Below are 16,399 nucleotides of genomic sequence, written 5' to 3'. Positions count from 1 at the left end.
GTTACACCTTTCGCTTTCTAAAAAACAATAAACTTAAAAAGAACACGCTTCCAATAGCAGCAGTAATAACACCTACGGGCAGCTCTTGGTTTTTTAGTAATGAGCGCGAAAGTACATCAACCCACACCATAAATGTACCGCCCACGAAGCTGGTTACCAGTAAGCCAGCGATGGTGCCTTGGGAGATAAAAAAGCGCACAATGTGCGGTACCATTAATCCTACAAACCCAATTCCACCACACATAGCCACCAGCACAGCGGTAATTAATGAGCTCAAAACCAGCATAAGTATTCTAAAGCGCTGAACCCTAACACCTAATGTAATTGCGCTTTCATCGCCAAGTAACATGGCATTGAGTTGTCTTCTAAAGCTCAGCATTACAAACGTACACAATGTAATTACCAATAAAGGTAACCAAAGCGTAGCCCACTGCGCACGAGCAAAGCTGCCCAGTGTCCAAAATAAAATAGCGGCTACCGCCTGAGGATCGCTCCAATAAAGCAACAGGCTGGTAAACGCACTAAATAAAAACGACAGAGCAACGCCAGCTAATAACATTGATTCTACCTGTGCACTTTGCTGCCTACCTGCAATAAGTATTAATAAACTCATAGCGAGTAAGCTGCCCAGCAGTGCTGCTGCCGATAACATAAAGCCTGCGCTAATACCTGCTAGCGCCATAAGTAACACCACGCCAAATGAGGCACCCGACGATATACCAAATAAGTAAGGATCGGCTAAAGGGTTGCGCGTTACCGTTTGTAAAATAAGCCCCGCAATTGCTAAGCCAGAGCCTGCTAAAAAGGCGAGTAATGTGCGTGGCATTCTTAGTTCAAAAATAATACGCGTATTAAAAGACGCATCATTTGAGAGTAAAAAGCTATTAAATACATCTTGAAGTGAGGTCTCTGCTGCGCCAAAACTAAGTGCTGCAAATAAGCTAAATAAAGCAGCTAAAGTACTTATAAAAAGCGCAAATGAGTGGCGATTATTAACTGCGCTCATATTATTTGTAACCATAAAAGTAAGTGATATGAGGGATGCTATTTCCCGACTTCGATATTTGCGGGTGGTCATTTACTTGGGCGCAGACACCAAAAACGTCGCCTAACATGTTTTCGGTTAATACCTCACTTGGCGTACCTGTATGTGTAATTTCACCGTTTTTAATAACCACTAGTTCATCGCACATTGCCGAAGCTAAGTTTAAATCATGAAACGATGCAAACACCGTTACACCCAACGATTTAGCAAGCTCCATTACCTGTATTTGGTATTTAACATCTAAATGGCTAGTTGGCTCATCCATTATTAACAGTTGAGGTTGCTGGACTATGGCGCGGGCTATCAAGGCACGTTGCTTTTCACCGCCTGAGAGCGACTCAAAGCTTTGATCACTATGATCTTCCAACCCGACTGTATTGATTGCTTGAATGATTTTTTGTTTATCAATGTTAGTTATTGAGCTAAATAACGATTTATGAGGCGTTAGCCCAAGCGCAATAACATCAAATACGCTTAAGTTAAATTGCGACGGAGTTTCTTGTAAAACAACCGCTACTTTTTTTGCGTACTCATCGCTTTTTAGCTGCCAAATGTCGGTGTTGTTAAACTCTACAACGCCATCACTTGGTTTATTAAAACGATATAAACAACGCAATAAGCTCGATTTACCTGCGCCATTAGGTCCAATTAAACCAACAAATTTACCTGTGGTTATTTTAAGGTTTATTTTTTTGAGAATCGTTTTATTGCCAATACCCCACGATACGTTTTTAACGTTTAGTAATGGTTTATTTAATGGCGTTTGAGTGTGCAATAGTCAGTCCTAGGCTAGGTTAAACTCACTAAAAATGCGATAAAAATACTAATGCACTACAAGAAAAAATGAGTAAACCCGCTCGTTAAAAGAATTCATACCAATTGCATTAAATTAGTGATTTATTATAGCGACAAATAAATAGCTTAATAACAAGGCGGAAATTATGACATATAGTTGTTATATATGAATAATTTTTAACGAAGTTAGTAAGTTATTTAATTCGCTAGAAAGATCATGTTTTTAATAAAATTGGTATTATACCATTTGTATCTGACTTACAGCTCAGCTGCTTACAGTTGCGGGAACAGTCGAGGACTCGCACCTCATTCCAAATGAATCTCTATTATGGGCGGCTAGGTAAATAATTTAAAGCAAAAAAAACCGCACTCAAAAGAGCGCGGTTAAAAAGGGAGTGTTTTAACTAATCGTTAAAACTTGTATTCAATACCCAAGCCTACGTAGTCTTGGTCAACGTTGTTGTCCATATCGAAGCTTGAATAAAAGCCAAATACTTTAATGTTTTTATTTAATTTGTGGTCAAGACCAACTGAAATTGCTGACTTATCGTCGCTGTCGTCAAAGTCCATATCTTGGTATTGCACTTTAAATGTGTTGCTACCCATGCTGTAAGCAGCATTTAGCAAGTAACCATCCGCTTCTGCGCTGCCATCTACTGCTTCTTGTGTTTGGTACATTGCACCCAATTTAAAGTTTTCGATTTTACCTTGGATTGATGCACGTACTACGTCGTAGCCATTTACTTCACTATCGGCTGCAATAGAGGCGTATACCGCGCTCTTTTTAAGTGCCACGTCACCGTATGTCACCGCCATTGAATAACCGTTATCAGCGTCTACATCATCTTCAGCTACAAAAGTAGCAAGTACTTTAAAGCCTTCGTATGAGTTTGATGAATAACTAACTGTATTTCCTAAGCGGTTTTCACCTTTAAATACATTTTTAATATCGCCTTCAAGGTCGTTAAATAAATCTAACTTACCTTGAGATTGCTTAAGCGCAGTATCGTTACGACCAATTACAACCTGACCAAACGCACCTTTTAAACCAACATATTGGTTACGCGCAGAAATATTGTCGTCGTTATCGCCTTTTGAATCAGCATCAGACACATCAACTTGAAACTCAAACTTATATACCGCTTCTAAACTATCATTTATTTTTTCAGAACCTTTAACACCAAGACGAGATGCATTACTTTTTATCTCGGTAAAAGACCCTTCGCCATCATCAGATGATTGCACTGTTACATTCGCTTTACCGTAAATGTCTACGTCGGCAAGTGCATTAAAAGATAAACCACTTAATAGTGCTAAGCATAAGCTCGATTTTACAAATTTCATGTTATTTCCTTGGATAATCACAAAAGACTAATTTTTAAAGCTGCTGCATTTTGTCATTCCTAAATGACAGTAATATTACAACGGAAATATTAATGTCTTTTTTTGTTAATAAAAATGCATTAAATGTGAAATCAAAATAACATGAATATTTAATCAGCAACCTTACTGACCTTGTTTTAACGATAAGCTAGGCGTCATTTGCGATAGTAAATTAACTAACGTTTCTATTAGCTCTTTTTGCTCGTTGTCTCTGTGATACGCAATAAATACATCCCGTGAGGTGTTTTCTACATCTTTAACATGAAACAACTCACCTTTTTCTAAATGCCCTTCTACCAATACTTGAGGTATGAATGCACTACCACCACATTGCAGTATTAAATCAAGCGCAATACGCCCTGTACTGGTTCTAAAGTAAGGGGGTGTTTTACCAGTAAACTGACGTGCATGCCAAAGAGAAAAAGTAGTTCCCCAATCAACATACACATATTGATTATCAAAAAAGTTTTCGTTAGTTGCCGTGTCGTATCCGCTTACTGGAATAATTGGCAACTCACAAATTCGCTCTACTACTAATTCATCTACTTTTGGTGGATCAAACAATATTGCTAAATCGAGCGTACGCTCTAATAAAAGTCGAGTGCTCTCTTGTTGCGCTTTAACTTCAGCAACCAACGACACGCCCGGCATCGCCGATACAATGTTAGTAATACCAAACTGTAAAAAAGCATCCCAAATATTAGGTGTTCCTGCTAAGCTAATTTGCTTATGCATATTATCAGCAAGTGCAACATCTACTTTGGCGCGCTGCATGCCCGTAATAATCATTTGTGCGTGCGGCAATAAACGCTCGCCAGGTGCGGTAAGTTGAATATTATTGCGCTGACGAATGAATAGATTAACACCAAGTCCTTGCTCTAATTGGCGAATTCTAAAGCTCACTGCAGACTGCGTAATATAAAGGTTTTCGGCTGCTTTACCAAAGTGACGCGTACGCACTACTTCAACAAATGTTTTTAATAAATCGATATCCAATTTTTTATCCTCACGATAAAAATAACTTGTTTAATAAATTGCCAAACTTGCATCATACTCCAGCTAATTAATAGGGTATGAGGATAAAGCTATGAGCAATAACATTTCATTACTACGCCAAGCATTTGTTAGCCAACGTCAATTTTATGATGATCAGAATTTTCCACGTGGTTTTAGCCGCAGCGGAAACTTCACCTTATTAGAAGCCAGTATATTAGAACAACACGGTGTTGTTTTAAGAGGCTTATACAGTAAAACAATTGAGCCGCAAAACGAACATCAAGAACAGTTTGTAGCAGTAGTAACTGGCTCACAAGAACCAACAAACCCAATAGAACGAGCTTGGGTTAAATACTTAAAGCTAACGACCTGTAAAACTAAGTTTCATACTTTATTTGGTCGCTCAAAAATGTCAGGGCCAGCACCGATTAGCCAAGATTATTATTCAGAAGCGGATAATCTGTAAGTACTTAAGTTATTTGCTTTTTTGCGTTTTAACAGTTACAACTTGTATAAGCAAATATTTTTGCAAAATATAAACAAGGTTGTTACGTGACGCGAAAAATACTAATAGTTGAAGATACACCTGCAATGGCGCGAGTGCAAAAGCACATCGCGCTTAAAGCAGGCTATGAAGTTGATGTAGCAGAGTCATTAGCACAAACAAAAGAGCTTATAAGTAAAAACAGTTATTTTTGCGCTGTAGTCGACTTTATTTTACCTGATGCCCCTTTAGGTGAAGCAATTCCTTGTACTGTTATGGCAGACATTCCTACTATTGTAATGACTGGCAATATAGACAAACAAACGCGCGACACAGTAGAAAAATACCCAATCATTGATTACATCATTAAAGAAAACAAACAAGCGTACCAGTATCTAGAAAGACAATTACTTAGACTAACTCGCAACGAAAATGTAAAAGTGCTTGTTGTTGACGACTCAGCATCTACACGTACCTACATATGCAGTTTGCTTGCACGCCATAAATATCAAATTCTACAAGCTGCAGATGGCGTAGAAGCACTCGCCGCACTTGAAGCCTCACCTGATATATCGGTAATTATTACTGATAACGAAATGCCAAACATGAATGGTGATGAACTATGCACCGAAATTCGTCGTTTATATGACAACGATGAAAAGGCAATTATTGGTGTTTCTGCTGCAGACTCATCTGATTTATCAACTTTATTTTTAAAAAATGGCGCAAACGACTACCTTCGTAAACCTTTTAACAATGAAGAGTTTTATTGTCGCCTAAGCCAGAACGTCGATATGCTAGAACTTATGGCTACAATAAAACGCCAAGCAAACACCGATTATTTAACTAATTTACCTAATCGTCGTTACTTTTTTGAAGAGACGGGTAAATCACTCCAAAAAATTAAAGGTGAGCAAGGATGTGGGTCGTTAGCCATGCTTGATATTGATCATTTTAAAGTGATTAATGACACACACGGACATGATGTAGGCGACGAAGTATTAAAAGGGCTTTCTATTTGCTTTAGTAAATATTTTAAAAAGTATTTAGTAGCGCGTTTAGGTGGTGAAGAATTTGCAGTGTACTTTGCCGACACTGATAAACAAGAAGCGCTAAAAAGGCTTGAAGGTTTTAGGTACTTTATAGAAGCAAATAGCCAAGAGTTTAGTAAAGCTAAAATTAAGTTTACACTTTCTATTGGCTTTGCTTTTGGACCTGTTTATCAAATTGATGAATTATTAAAACAGGCCGATTTAAAGCTTTACGACGCAAAAGAATCAGGTCGCAATAAAGTAGTTAGCTAACAGATCTATTAGTTATACTTCTGCGGCTGTAATAGCCGCTTTTTTACGTTTGCGTGATTGATGGTAAGAGTCCCAACTAAAAATAGCTAAGGCACTCCAAATACACGCAAACGTTACTACACGCTCTGCATCAAACACTTCACCATAAAATACTACCGCAAGTATAAACATTAAGCTTGGTCCAATGTACTGAAAAAAGCCAAGTGTAGTGTACTTCAAACGCTTAGCAGCACCAGTAAAGCAAAGCAGCGGCAATGTAGTTACAATTCCGGCACTAATTAGTAATGCATTAGTATGCCAATCATTAGCAGGCAAACTTGATGTTGTTGTAGGCACCATTAACCACCAATAAATAAGCGCAACCGGCAATAATATAAGTGCTTCGAGTAATATCCCAGGCAGAGCTTCTACGGGTAGCTTTTTACGTAATAAGCCATAAAGTGCAAATGAAACCGCTAACGAAAAAGCCACTACCGGAAACGAGCCAAAACTAATTAATTGTAATACAACACCTGTAAAAGCAAGCGCTACAGCAACACCCTGAAATTTACGTAAGCGTTCACCTAGAAATAGCATGCCCAATAATACATTTAAAAGAGGGTTTATATAGTAGCCTAAGCTGGCATCAAGCATGTGGTTGTTATTTATAGCCCATATAAATAAACCCCAATTAAACCCTAACAACGAAGACGTTATAACAAGCATGAGTAAAAGTTTAGGCTGAACAATGATGCGTTTAACTTTATCCCAATAATTTAAAATACTCACCACTAATACTAAAAATACAACCGACCAAATAACCCTGTGCATTAATATTTCAAAGGCAGAAACATGCTGAATCAACTTAAAATATATTGGCGCAAGACCCCACATAAAAAAAGCAAGACAAGCAAAAATAGCACCTTTACGCTGCTCGGTATCAATCGACATAATAAACACTTAGTGATTTAAAAGGTCGCTAGTTTACTTGCCATAGGTGTTTTATCCAACTAAATACGTGCCTGTACCAAAAGCAATTTGAACTGATTGATCATTATGTAATTCCATTCGACAAACACACACTTTATTACCTGAGCGAATAAGTGTGGCACTTGCTGTAAAGCTCTCTCCTTTACCTGGGCGTAAATAATCAGTGCGTAAGTCTATGGTCCCTAGCGTTGCTAATCTTTTTTGCACACTTCCTATATCTAAATCTGTTAGTTTATCTATTACGCTTGCAGCCGCTAACATACCACCAACGTTATCAAGTACTGCTGAAATAACACCACCATGAAGTATTTTTTTGGCGGGGTTTCCTATTAAAATATCTTGCCACGGGAACGTAATTTTTGCCTGCTCAGGGCTAAGTGACTCTACCGATATTTTTAAAAACTGATTAAACGGCATACCGTTTACAAACATTGCACCTACTTGCTCAATTAACATTTCTTTATTCATTATTATTCTCTATGTTTAAATTAGTGATATGAGTAAAACACAGCTCGGATAAAACTACGAGGTTCATGTTAAATCATTTATTAATACCAATTTTATTAAAAATATCGTCATTCTATCGCATTAAATAGCTCACTCACTGCGTTAAAAATTATTCATATAGAACAACTATATGACATAATTTTTGTGTTGTTATTGAGCTGTTTTCTTGGTGCTATAATAAGTCACTAATTTAAAGCAATTGGTATAAGCAACTCAGCTAAAGACATCCTGCTAAAAAACCACTAAAATACCGGCGATGAATACATTAACAACACCACCTAGTACGCTTGTGCGTAAACCCGAAACTGTTCTCAAACAAGTGTTTGGCTACAGCGAATTTCGCGATGGTCAAAAAACAGTTATCGATGCAGCCATAAATGGACAAGATTCGCTTGTATTACTGCCTACTGGCGGCGGGAAATCGGTTTGCTATCAAATACCTGCTTTAGTGCTTGAAGGCGTAACTATTGTTATTTCTCCGCTCATATCGCTAATGCAAGATCAGGTAAGTCAACTTCAAGCACTTGGGGTAAAAGCCGCTTACGTTAATAACAGCTTAGCGCGTGAAGAACAGCAGTTGGTGTACCAGCAACTTCATCAAGGACTAATTAAGCTCTTATATGTGGCACCTGAAAAAGTACTTCAGCGAGAGTTTTTAGAACGTTTATCACATTTAAATGTAAGCTTATTTGCCATCGACGAGGCACATTGTGTATCGCATTGGGGTCACGACTTTAGACCTCATTACTTTCGCTTAAACGAACTAAAGCAACGCTTTGCGCATGTTCCAATGATGGCACTTACCGCCACCGCCGATAAAGCCACTCGCTTTGATATAGTCGAGCAGTTAAAGCTACAGCAGCCTTATATTCATACTGGCAGCTTTGATAGACCTAATATTCGCTACACCATTGAAGAAAAATTCAAACCAATGGTGCAACTACTTCGCTACCTAAAAGAACAAAAAAGCCAAAGTGGTATTATTTATTGCACCAGCCGTAAACGTGTAGACGATATAGCTGAAAAAATTGCTGATGCAGGTATTAATGCCGCTGCCTACCATGCAGGTATGAGTAATGAGCAACGCCAATTTGTACAAACAGGTTTCGCTCGCGACGACATACAAATAGTGGTTGCCACAGTTGCCTTTGGTATGGGGATTAATAAACCCAATGTGCGCTTTGTATTACATTACGACATACCAAAAAGTATCGAATCGTACTATCAAGAAACAGGGCGTGCTGGGCGAGATGGACTTGCCGCAGAAGCCATAATGTATTTTGATCCAGCTGATATTGGTCGCGTTAGGCGCTTTTTTGAAGACATAGACGACGAACAACGCCGCCGTGTAGAAGAACAACGCTTTAACGCAATGGCAAGTTTTGCAGAAGCACAAACGTGTCGCCGCCAAATTTTGCTTAACTATTTTAGTGAGTATCAACGCGAACCTTGTGGTAACTGCGATATTTGTCTAAATCCACCTAAAAGCTTTGACGGTACATTGGTTGCCCAACAGGCGCTTTCTTGTGTGTATAGAGCTGACCAACGCTTTGGTCTTGGTTACATTGTTGAATTACTTCGCGGTGCAAACACTAGCCGCATACGAGATAACAATCACCACGAACTAAGTACATACGGTATAGGCAAAGATAAAAGCAGTGAGTTTTGGCTCAGTATTTTACGCCAACTTATTCACCAAGGTTTATTAAGCCAAGATATTACTCAAGGTGCTTCTCTTAGATTAACCGAAGCTGCACGTGCAATTTTAAAAGGCGAGTACGCACTGCAATTAGCCGAACCACGCTTGCAATCTAAGCATGTTTATCAAGATAAATTAGCCCAATTTAATTACGATAAAAAACTGTTTGCTCGCTTACGAGCGCTGCGAAAAGAGCTTGCCGATGCCGACGATGTTCCACCTTATGTTGTATTTAACGATAAAACATTAGCCGAAATGGCGCAGATTATGCCAACAAACGACAGTGAGTTTTTAAAAGTGTCTGGGGTTGGCTTTACTAAATTAAATAAATACGGCGGCGCATTTTTAACTGCAATTCGCAATTATCTAGCTACAAATTAAGAATATTATGACCCAAATAGAATACGACCATATCCATAAATGCATTGTAGTTACACCTGTTGAACCTCCACATGATGATGACTTTGAGCTATGGAGTACATTATTTTTACATTCAGCTGATGTGACTATTAATGAGTATTCTGGCGGCGCTGATCGTCATCAGGTTCGCTTTACTTACAATCAGCAAAGCTTTAATTTAAATTACGAGCATTACAGTCAAAGTATTTGGATTAATGGCGAGGGCGTTGATGCTGATCACTTACTTGCTGCACTAGCCTACTATTTAAGCTAGTTTGTTTTTTCTGATTTATTAACGTTATTTTATTTTCAAACTCCATACTTTTTGCTTACATTTAAATAACAATGATGTAAGCTGATATTACAGTAGTAAATTGCTACGTAGCAGTAAAGGGTTTGAATGGTCAATAATAAGTGGATTACGCAATTTTATATAGCCTTAAGTTTTTTAGGCTTATTTATGCCCAGTGCATTTGCACAAGAGCAACCTACTACCTTAAATAATTGCCCTATTGAAAAATCCAAACAATCAAGCGATAAAAAACTACGTCGCCAACTAGACGACGAAACCATTCTTGTCGCCGCTAAACCCAACGCCAAAATTGCCAATATAACTCTTGAACAACTCAACGTATTTAATACCGAAATTGAAGAAGAAAATAACGCCCTATTTCGCTTTGCTAATCGTGCGCATATTCAAACAGAACCTGATGTAATAAATAACCTATTATTATTTGCCGCAGGCGATAAATACGATGCGAGAAAGCTATCTGAATCAGAGCGTCTTTTACGTAAAGAAAGTTATTTATATGATGCTGAAATTAGTGCAACCGAAAACTGTGACGGCGACGTGAATGTAAAAGTAGTTACCCGCGACTTATGGACTTTATTACCAGAGATAAGCTTTAGTCGCAGTGGCGGTGAAAATAAATCGAGTATTGGCTTTAGAGAATCGAACTTATTTGGCTGGGGGAAACGCTTATCCTTTTCACGTACTACAGACAGCGATCGTAATGGTTATTTATTTGTGTATGACGACCCAAATATTTTTTCTACGCGTTACCGAGGTCGATTAGAGTATGCTGATAACAGCGATGGCAAGCGTCATTTACTTGAGCTCACCTATCCATTTTACGCAATAGATACTCCTTTTAGCTATGGCATATTAAGCTACTCTGAGCAACGCGAAGAATCGTTATATCAACGTGGTGAAGAGTTTAGCGAGTTTGATCAAACCACCGATTTAAATAGTGCATTTATTGGTCACTCTAAAGCTTTGAGTAATAATTGGACCCAACGTCTTACATTAGGTTATGTAGATCAACAAGACACTTTTAATGCAATAGACACCACCTTTGCGCCTTTAGCCGAAAATAGAAGCTTGAGCTACCCTTATGTGAGCGGGCATTGGTTTGAAGATAACTATATAAAAGTACGTAACTTCGACAGCATCCATCGAACAGAAGATTTAAACCTTGGCTGGAATGTCAAAGCGTTACTGGGTTACTCAGATGAATCGTTAAGTAATGATGATACTCGTGCGGTTTACTCATTTAACTTTAAAAAAGCACATTTTAGTGGCGATAATACATTATGGCGATTTAGTACTGATATTGATGGTTACTGGAATAAAGAAGACAAAAAACTCGAAAACTTTAAAGCAACGAGTCAAATTCAATATTATTTAAATACCAGCATTGATCAGTCTTGGTATGTAAAAGCGCGTGTGCAATATGCTAAAAACTTAACTGCCGATCAACAACTTACTTTAGGTGGAGAAACTGGCTTGCGCGGTTACCCAATGGATTATCAACATGGCGACCGTAGCTTTTTATTCAGCCTAGAAAAACGCTATTACTGGGAATACGATTTACTACAGTTATTTAAAGTGGGTGCGGCTGGATTTGTTGATGTTGGTAGAGCATGGTTTAACGACCAAGATAACGGCGAAAATGACCATGTACTTAAAAATGTTGGTATAGGTTTGCGCCTAGCACCGAGTCGTGCAAATGCAGGCACCATGATCCATATAGATATTGCCGCCCCACTTGATAGCTACGAAGATGTAGATTCTGTTCAATGGCTAGTAAGTGTAAAAAAATCTTTTTAAATAACCAAAACGCTAATTAAATAGCTATTTCGTATCAGACTAAAACGTTAAACTAATCACTTAATTATTGCTTATAACTCATGTGAGAATATATTTTGGAACCGTTAGAGATTTTAGATTTTTTTGGTGCGCAATATAAATTGATTGTAACCATAATTGCCTTGCTACTTTATCCGTTGCTACTAAAACTTACTAAAAAGCTTCTCGAAAAAACCATAAAAGGTAAAGTTGATTTACACCATAAATCGCGCGCAGAGCTGCTGCTTAAAATAATACTTGCCTGTGTGATGTTATGTTTAGTACTGGTATTTTGGGGTATTGAGCTACGCGGGTTGCTAGTACTGGGCTCATCGTTGTTTGCCATGCTAGGCGTTGCACTTTTTGCGGCATGGTCGCTATTAAGTAACTTAACCGCGTTTTTGCTTATGTTTATCCAAAATGATTGTAGAGTTGGGTATTGGGTTCGTATTATTGATGGTGCTAATAATATCGAAGGTCGTATTGTAGAAATGGGCTTAATGAATGTAGTTCTTGAACATATAGACGGGCACCGTGTTATTTATCCTAATAACCTTTTTGTTACTCGCCCCGTCATGGTTTTAAATAAAGAACCTAAACCAACAAAAGCACCAACGATAAAACGTATTATTGGACCTAAAAAATCTTAAATTAAAATAAACATACAAAAAAGCCGTTTTAGTAATTACTAAAACGGCTTTTTTACAACAGTATTAAAATTAATTATTTAGTTCGGCTGTTTTAAGCTCGTCATCTAAATCATTTATTTCGTCAATAAAGTTCTCTAGTTGCTGCTCTACTAAACTATTGTCATTTGCAAAGTAAGCAAGGTGGAATACGGCATCACCTTCATTTACTAATGGCATAGTTTGCTGACCAATAACAATACCGCCTTTAGGAGATAAAAGCTCCAGTTCAGAGTCACCCAGAGGGCTGCTTATATAAGCAAGCACTTGCCCTTTAGTTACATGCTCACCGAGGGATACTTGTGCACGCACAATGCCATCAACTTCAGCACGAATCCAACTAGTTGAACCTGCAATAATAGGATCTGGTAACTTTTTAGGACGCTTGCCACGAATCATTTTTAAATGACGCATAACATAATCAACGCCTTGCACACCGGCTGCTATTGCGATTGGATCAAAACGCAATGCTTCGCCTGCTTCATAAGTTATAACTGGTATACCTAAGTTTGCAGCTTCACTTCGTAACGAACCGTTTCGTAGTGACGCATCGATTACTGCTGGCGTGCCAAATGCTTTAGCCATGTCGGCTGTTGCTTCATCAGCTAAGTTAGCGCGAATTTGCGGTAAGTTAGTTCGATGAATAGCACCGGTATGTAAATCAATTATGTGCGTGCAATGTACCGCCACTTGATTGAAAAACATATAAGCCATGCGCCCAGCTAACGAGCCACGCTCAGACCCAGGAAAACTACGGTTCATATCGCGTCTATCGGGTAAGTATCGTGACTTATGAATAAAGCCAAATACATTCACAATAGGTACCGCTATTAACGTGCCACGTAATTGGCTAGGATCTATTTTAGCAAGCAACTGACGCACAACTTCTACGCCGTTTAATTCATCACCATGAATAGCCGCACAGACCATTAGCACTGGTCCTTCCATTACACCATTAACCACTTCGATAGGAATATTAAGTGGTGAGTGGGTGTAAAGCTTAGCAGCTTCCAAGGCAAGAGTTTTACGCTCACCTACGCCAATACTTTCACCTAATAAGGTAAAAGGACGGTTAATTTTAACCTTTGCCACGTGTTGCTGTTCCTTTACTTGAAGCATTTTTTTCGATGAAATCAATCACCATGCCCGCAATATCTTTACCTGTTGCTATTTCAATGCCCTCTAAACCTGGTGATGAATTTACTTCCATCACAAGAGGACCACGAGATGAGCGAAGTAAATCTACGCCAGCTACGTTTAGACCCATTGATTTAGCGGCTGCTACTGCTGTTTTACGCTCCTCTGGTGTAATACGAACTAATGTAGCGCTACCACCACGGTGAAGATTAGAGCGGAACTCACCTTCTTGTGCTTGGCGCTTCATTGCTGCAATTACTTTATCGCCCAATACGAAACAACGTATATCAGCACCGCCAGCTTCTTTAATGTATTCCTGAACCATAATGTTAGCTTTTAAGCCCATAAATGCTTCAATAACGCTTTCTGCCGCTTTACGCGTTTCAGCAAGTACTACACCAATACCTTGCGTACCTTCTAGTAATTTAATTACTACTGGTGCGCCGCCAACCATTTCTAATAAGTCTTTTACGTCATCTGGTTTGCTAGCAAAACCGGTTACTGGCATGCCCACGCCTTTGCGTGATAAAAGCTGTAATGAACGTAATTTATCGCGCGAACGAGAAATAGCCACCGATTCGTTTACAGGGTAAACACCCATCATTTCAAACTGGCGTAATACAGAACAGCCATAAAATGTAACCGATGCACCAATGCGTGGAATAATTGCATCGAACCCTTTTAAGTTCTCACCGCGGTAATGAATTTCTGGTTGTTCTGAGTTTATATTCATATAACAGCGTAATGCATCAACCACTTTAACTTCGTGTCCACGTGCTTCTGCAGCTTCAATTAAACGACGTGTTGAATACAAATTTTTGTTGCGAGATAAAATACCAATTTTCATAGTTAAAACCTTAACTAAATTGTGTAGCATCGACTCTTCGGGCATGTATTACACACCCAAAAACTCAATACTTTTATAATAAATGAGATAAAGCCGGATCAACGGTTATGCGATTTTCCATGGCTGTACGCCCTAATAACATTCTAAACTTCATTGTTGCACGGCTCGCCAATGTAATTTCTATTGGCCAACTATCATTGCCTGCATGCAATGTTGTTTCTATAAAGTAACGTAATTCTTTTTGCCCGCTAGAGCTAGTTACATACTTCTTTTTTTTAACCTTTGCATTGCAAGTAATTTGAGTTTGCTCATCTTCTTGCAATGGCTGGGCTGTAAATTTAACCCATTTTTCTCCGTCAACTTCGTACTCTTCAATATTAATTGCATGAATACATGAAGTGCGGGCGCCGGTATCAATTTTAGCTTTTATTCGACTGATGCCAAGCTCTGGTAAACTTAGCCACTCACGCCAACCAACTGTTATTTTTGCTGTCATAAATGTGCCCTTATTAAAAAAGTGACTTATACGCTACCGGTCAAAAAAGACCAACGAAATAAATTTATCTAGTCGATAAGTCGATTTGATTGATCTTTATAGCCAACTAGTTTAACAATGCGCACCTTACTGTAAGGTTAAATACAATTAATAATTTGTATGCGTTTATCAACTTACTGAGGACTTTAAGTAAAAACATCATCCATTTAAAATATAGCTAACCTATATTACTTAAGTAGGTACACTATAGTTAACAGTATTAAAAATACACTATTATGAGAAATTAATATGATTAATGGCTTACTTCATGCTCTTGTGCTTGACGAAAATGGCGGCGCTCGCGCCATAGAAAACAGCGATGAATTACATAACTGGAAGCCTCAACAAGGTAAGTTATGGGTACATATGGATTATAGCCAGGCAGAAGTTGTAGCTTGGTTGAAAGATTGTGATTTTTTAACGGATTACGAACTTGAGTCGTTAACGGCAGACGAAACTCGCCCTCGTATTACCCCTGCTACCAACGGTCATATGCTCTTTTTACGTGGTATTAATTTAAACCCAGCGCAAAGCCCCGAAGACATGGTTTCAATTCGATTTTTTATTAATCAAGATATTGTGATCACAACGCGTAAACGTCGCTTATTATCAATACAAGATATTCTTACTTCATTTAACAGTAATACAGGTCCTTGTAGCATATCAGAGCTAGTGTGCTCTATTGCGCAAAAGCTTACATCACGCATGCAAGGCGTTATTAATTCGCTTGATGAAACTCTTGACGAATTTGAAGAGGAAATAGACGAGCCAAGTAAACCTTTTGATAACCAAGGTTTATCACAATTACGTCGTCAAACAATTGCGCTTAAACGCTATTTAAAACCACAAAAAGAAGCGCTAAGCAGTATGGTTAACCATCATTACCCATGGATTGATGAAGACGATAAAGCAAAGTTAAATGAAACCACAAACTTACTTATTCGTTATCTTGAAGAATTAGATAGCTCAATTGAGCGTGCGCAAATTATTCAGCAAACAATCACTAACCAAGTGTCTGAGCAACTAAACCAGCGCATGTATGTTATGTCGGTAGTTGCTGCTTTATTTTTACCATTAGGCTTTTTAACAGGTTTATTAGGTGTGAACGTAGGCGGTATACCAGGAACAGAAAGCCCCTATGCATTTAGTGCCTTCGTGATATTTTTAATTGTACTTACCGGCGGTATTGGAGTGTACTTTAAAAATAAAAACTGGCTTTAGATGCTACCAAATCCTTTTTTATCGAAGAGGGTTTTATAAGGCAATTAACTCTTAGCATCTGCGTTTTCACTTATTTATTACAGTAATGTGATTTTATAAAGTAGCGCAGGTGTATTTACCAAGGCAACTAATTACAAACCTCGCGTTACAATTAAATTATTTGATTTTAATGACTTTTTCAACGAATTTTTTAATCATTTTTAATAATTTTTAATAAAGTTCATTCAAAAAAACGACTCTGCCTCTCTATTTTTTTGTACTCTT

The 16,399-nt window shown here is 38.3% G+C and carries 16 protein-coding genes and 1 riboswitch; of the genes, 7 read left to right on the top strand and 9 right to left on the bottom strand.

All coding sequences use genetic code 11. From position 1 onward, the window contains the following. Window position 1 precedes the first annotated feature (1 nt). The 4 genes from GQR56_RS01100 to GQR56_RS01085 form a co-directional block, all read right to left on the bottom strand. On the bottom strand, window positions 2-1,006 hold the full coding sequence (locus GQR56_RS01100) for an iron ABC transporter permease (RefSeq protein WP_166108871.1): 1,005 nt from the start codon (window positions 1,004-1,006) through the stop codon (window positions 2-4). Between the two features lies 1 nt (window position 1,007). Next, window positions 1,008-1,820, bottom strand: a complete 813-nt coding sequence (locus tag GQR56_RS01095; protein WP_166108870.1) for an ABC transporter ATP-binding protein — start codon at window positions 1,818-1,820, stop codon at window positions 1,008-1,010. A gap of 246 nt (window positions 1,821-2,066) precedes the next feature. Then, a riboswitch (cobalamin riboswitch) is annotated at window positions 2,067-2,205 on the bottom strand. 46 nt (window positions 2,206-2,251) lie between these two features. After that, window positions 2,252-3,184, bottom strand: coding sequence for a porin (locus GQR56_RS01090; RefSeq protein ID WP_166108869.1), 933 nt, complete (start codon window positions 3,182-3,184; stop codon window positions 2,252-2,254). A 162-nt stretch (window positions 3,185-3,346) separates the two neighbouring features. Then, entirely contained in the window at window positions 3,347-4,219 is an 873-nt protein-coding gene (locus tag GQR56_RS01085; RefSeq protein WP_024611471.1) for a LysR family transcriptional regulator, read from the bottom strand. 91 nt (window positions 4,220-4,310) lie between these two features. Between GQR56_RS01085 and GQR56_RS01080 the strand changes: the two genes are divergently transcribed. Both GQR56_RS01080 and GQR56_RS01075 read left to right on the top strand, forming a co-directional pair. Then, the gene (locus GQR56_RS01080; RefSeq protein WP_024611472.1) at window positions 4,311-4,685 is read left to right on the top strand and encodes a DUF413 domain-containing protein; all 375 of its coding nucleotides are present in this window, start codon (window positions 4,311-4,313) and stop codon (window positions 4,683-4,685) included. Between the two features lie 86 nt (window positions 4,686-4,771). Further along, complete coding sequence (locus GQR56_RS01075) at window positions 4,772-6,007, top strand: response regulator (RefSeq protein WP_166108868.1); 1,236 nt, start codon at window positions 4,772-4,774, stop codon at window positions 6,005-6,007. A gap of 12 nt (window positions 6,008-6,019) precedes the next feature. On the opposite strand, the gene rarD is transcribed toward GQR56_RS01075, so the two are convergent. Further along, on the bottom strand, window positions 6,020-6,937 hold the full coding sequence (gene rarD / locus GQR56_RS01070) for an EamA family transporter RarD (RefSeq protein ID WP_024611474.1): 918 nt from the start codon (window positions 6,935-6,937) through the stop codon (window positions 6,020-6,022). Between the two features lie 51 nt (window positions 6,938-6,988). Next, window positions 6,989-7,444, bottom strand: coding sequence for a thioesterase family protein (locus GQR56_RS01065; RefSeq protein WP_206018051.1), 456 nt, complete (start codon window positions 7,442-7,444; stop codon window positions 6,989-6,991). Between the two features lie 295 nt (window positions 7,445-7,739). On the opposite strand from GQR56_RS01065, the gene recQ reads away from it, so the two are divergent. From recQ to GQR56_RS01045, 4 genes are all read left to right on the top strand, one after another. Continuing rightward, window positions 7,740-9,563: a DNA helicase RecQ gene (gene recQ / locus GQR56_RS01060; protein WP_166108867.1), complete on the top strand. Its 1,824-nt coding sequence runs from the start codon at window positions 7,740-7,742 to the stop codon at window positions 9,561-9,563. Between the two features lie 7 nt (window positions 9,564-9,570). Then, a complete protein-coding gene (locus GQR56_RS01055) occupies window positions 9,571-9,855 on the top strand; it encodes a DUF3630 family protein (protein WP_024611476.1) in 285 nt (94 codons plus the stop codon). Between the two features lie 126 nt (window positions 9,856-9,981). After that, window positions 9,982-11,691 carry a ShlB/FhaC/HecB family hemolysin secretion/activation protein gene (locus GQR56_RS01050; RefSeq protein ID WP_166108866.1) on the top strand — a complete coding sequence of 570 codons (1,710 nt, stop codon included), beginning with the start codon at window positions 9,982-9,984 and terminating at the stop codon, window positions 11,689-11,691. Window positions 11,692-11,786: 95 nt separating this feature from the next. Continuing rightward, window positions 11,787-12,359 (top strand): mechanosensitive ion channel domain-containing protein, encoded by a 573-nt coding sequence (locus GQR56_RS01045; protein WP_024611478.1) that lies wholly within the window; start codon window positions 11,787-11,789, stop codon window positions 12,357-12,359. 69 nt (window positions 12,360-12,428) lie between these two features. On the opposite strand, the gene GQR56_RS01040 is transcribed toward GQR56_RS01045, so the two are convergent. The 3 genes from GQR56_RS01040 to GQR56_RS01030 form a co-directional block, all read right to left on the bottom strand. Then, on the bottom strand, window positions 12,429-13,487 hold the full coding sequence (locus tag GQR56_RS01040) for a succinylglutamate desuccinylase/aspartoacylase family protein (RefSeq protein ID WP_024611479.1): 1,059 nt from the start codon (window positions 13,485-13,487) through the stop codon (window positions 12,429-12,431). Then, window positions 13,474-14,379: a 30S ribosomal protein S6--L-glutamate ligase gene (gene rimK, locus GQR56_RS01035; protein WP_024611480.1), complete on the bottom strand. Its 906-nt coding sequence runs from the start codon at window positions 14,377-14,379 to the stop codon at window positions 13,474-13,476. Before rimK ends, GQR56_RS01040 begins: the two co-directional genes overlap by 14 nt. 73 nt (window positions 14,380-14,452) lie before the next feature. Continuing rightward, window positions 14,453-14,875 carry an ATP-dependent zinc protease gene (locus GQR56_RS01030; protein WP_024611481.1) on the bottom strand — a complete coding sequence of 141 codons (423 nt, stop codon included), beginning with the start codon at window positions 14,873-14,875 and terminating at the stop codon, window positions 14,453-14,455. A 288-nt stretch (window positions 14,876-15,163) separates the two neighbouring features. Here GQR56_RS01030 and GQR56_RS01025 point away from each other — a divergent pair, with 288 nt between their 5' ends. Continuing rightward, window positions 15,164-16,135 (top strand): zinc transporter ZntB, encoded by a 972-nt coding sequence (locus GQR56_RS01025; protein ID WP_024611482.1) that lies wholly within the window; start codon window positions 15,164-15,166, stop codon window positions 16,133-16,135. Window positions 16,136-16,399: the final 264 nt, after the last annotated feature.

Source organism: Pseudoalteromonas sp. Z9A5 (genome assembly GCF_011378875.1).
Taxonomy (GTDB): domain Bacteria; phylum Pseudomonadota; class Gammaproteobacteria; order Enterobacterales; family Alteromonadaceae; genus Pseudoalteromonas.
This window is presented reverse-complemented; position numbering and strand designations above follow the sequence as displayed.

Bases quoted from the DNA above. Each gene is read 5' to 3' on its own strand.
- GQR56_RS01100 (WP_166108871.1), bottom strand. From the start codon at position 1,006: ATGAGCGCAGTTAATAATCGCCACTCATTTGCGCTTTTTATAAGTACT.
- GQR56_RS01090 (WP_166108869.1), bottom strand. From the start codon at position 3,184: ATGAAATTTGTAAAATCGAGCTTATGCTTAGCACTATTAAGTGGTTTA.
- GQR56_RS01080 (WP_024611472.1), top strand. From the start codon at position 4,311: ATGAGCAATAACATTTCATTACTACGCCAAGCATTTGTTAGCCAACGT.
- rarD (WP_024611474.1), bottom strand. From the start codon at position 6,937: ATGTCGATTGATACCGAGCAGCGTAAAGGTGCTATTTTTGCTTGTCTT.
- GQR56_RS01065 (WP_206018051.1), bottom strand. From the start codon at position 7,444: ATGAATAAAGAAATGTTAATTGAGCAAGTAGGTGCAATGTTTGTAAAC.
- recQ (WP_166108867.1), top strand. From the start codon at position 7,740: ATGAATACATTAACAACACCACCTAGTACGCTTGTGCGTAAACCCGAA.
- GQR56_RS01055 (WP_024611476.1), top strand. From the start codon at position 9,571: ATGACCCAAATAGAATACGACCATATCCATAAATGCATTGTAGTTACA.
- GQR56_RS01050 (WP_166108866.1), top strand. From the start codon at position 9,982: ATGGTCAATAATAAGTGGATTACGCAATTTTATATAGCCTTAAGTTTT.
- rimK (WP_024611480.1), bottom strand. From the start codon at position 14,379: ATGAAAATTGGTATTTTATCTCGCAACAAAAATTTGTATTCAACACGT.
- GQR56_RS01030 (WP_024611481.1), bottom strand. From the start codon at position 14,875: ATGACAGCAAAAATAACAGTTGGTTGGCGTGAGTGGCTAAGTTTACCA.
- GQR56_RS01025 (WP_024611482.1), top strand. From the start codon at position 15,164: ATGATTAATGGCTTACTTCATGCTCTTGTGCTTGACGAAAATGGCGGC.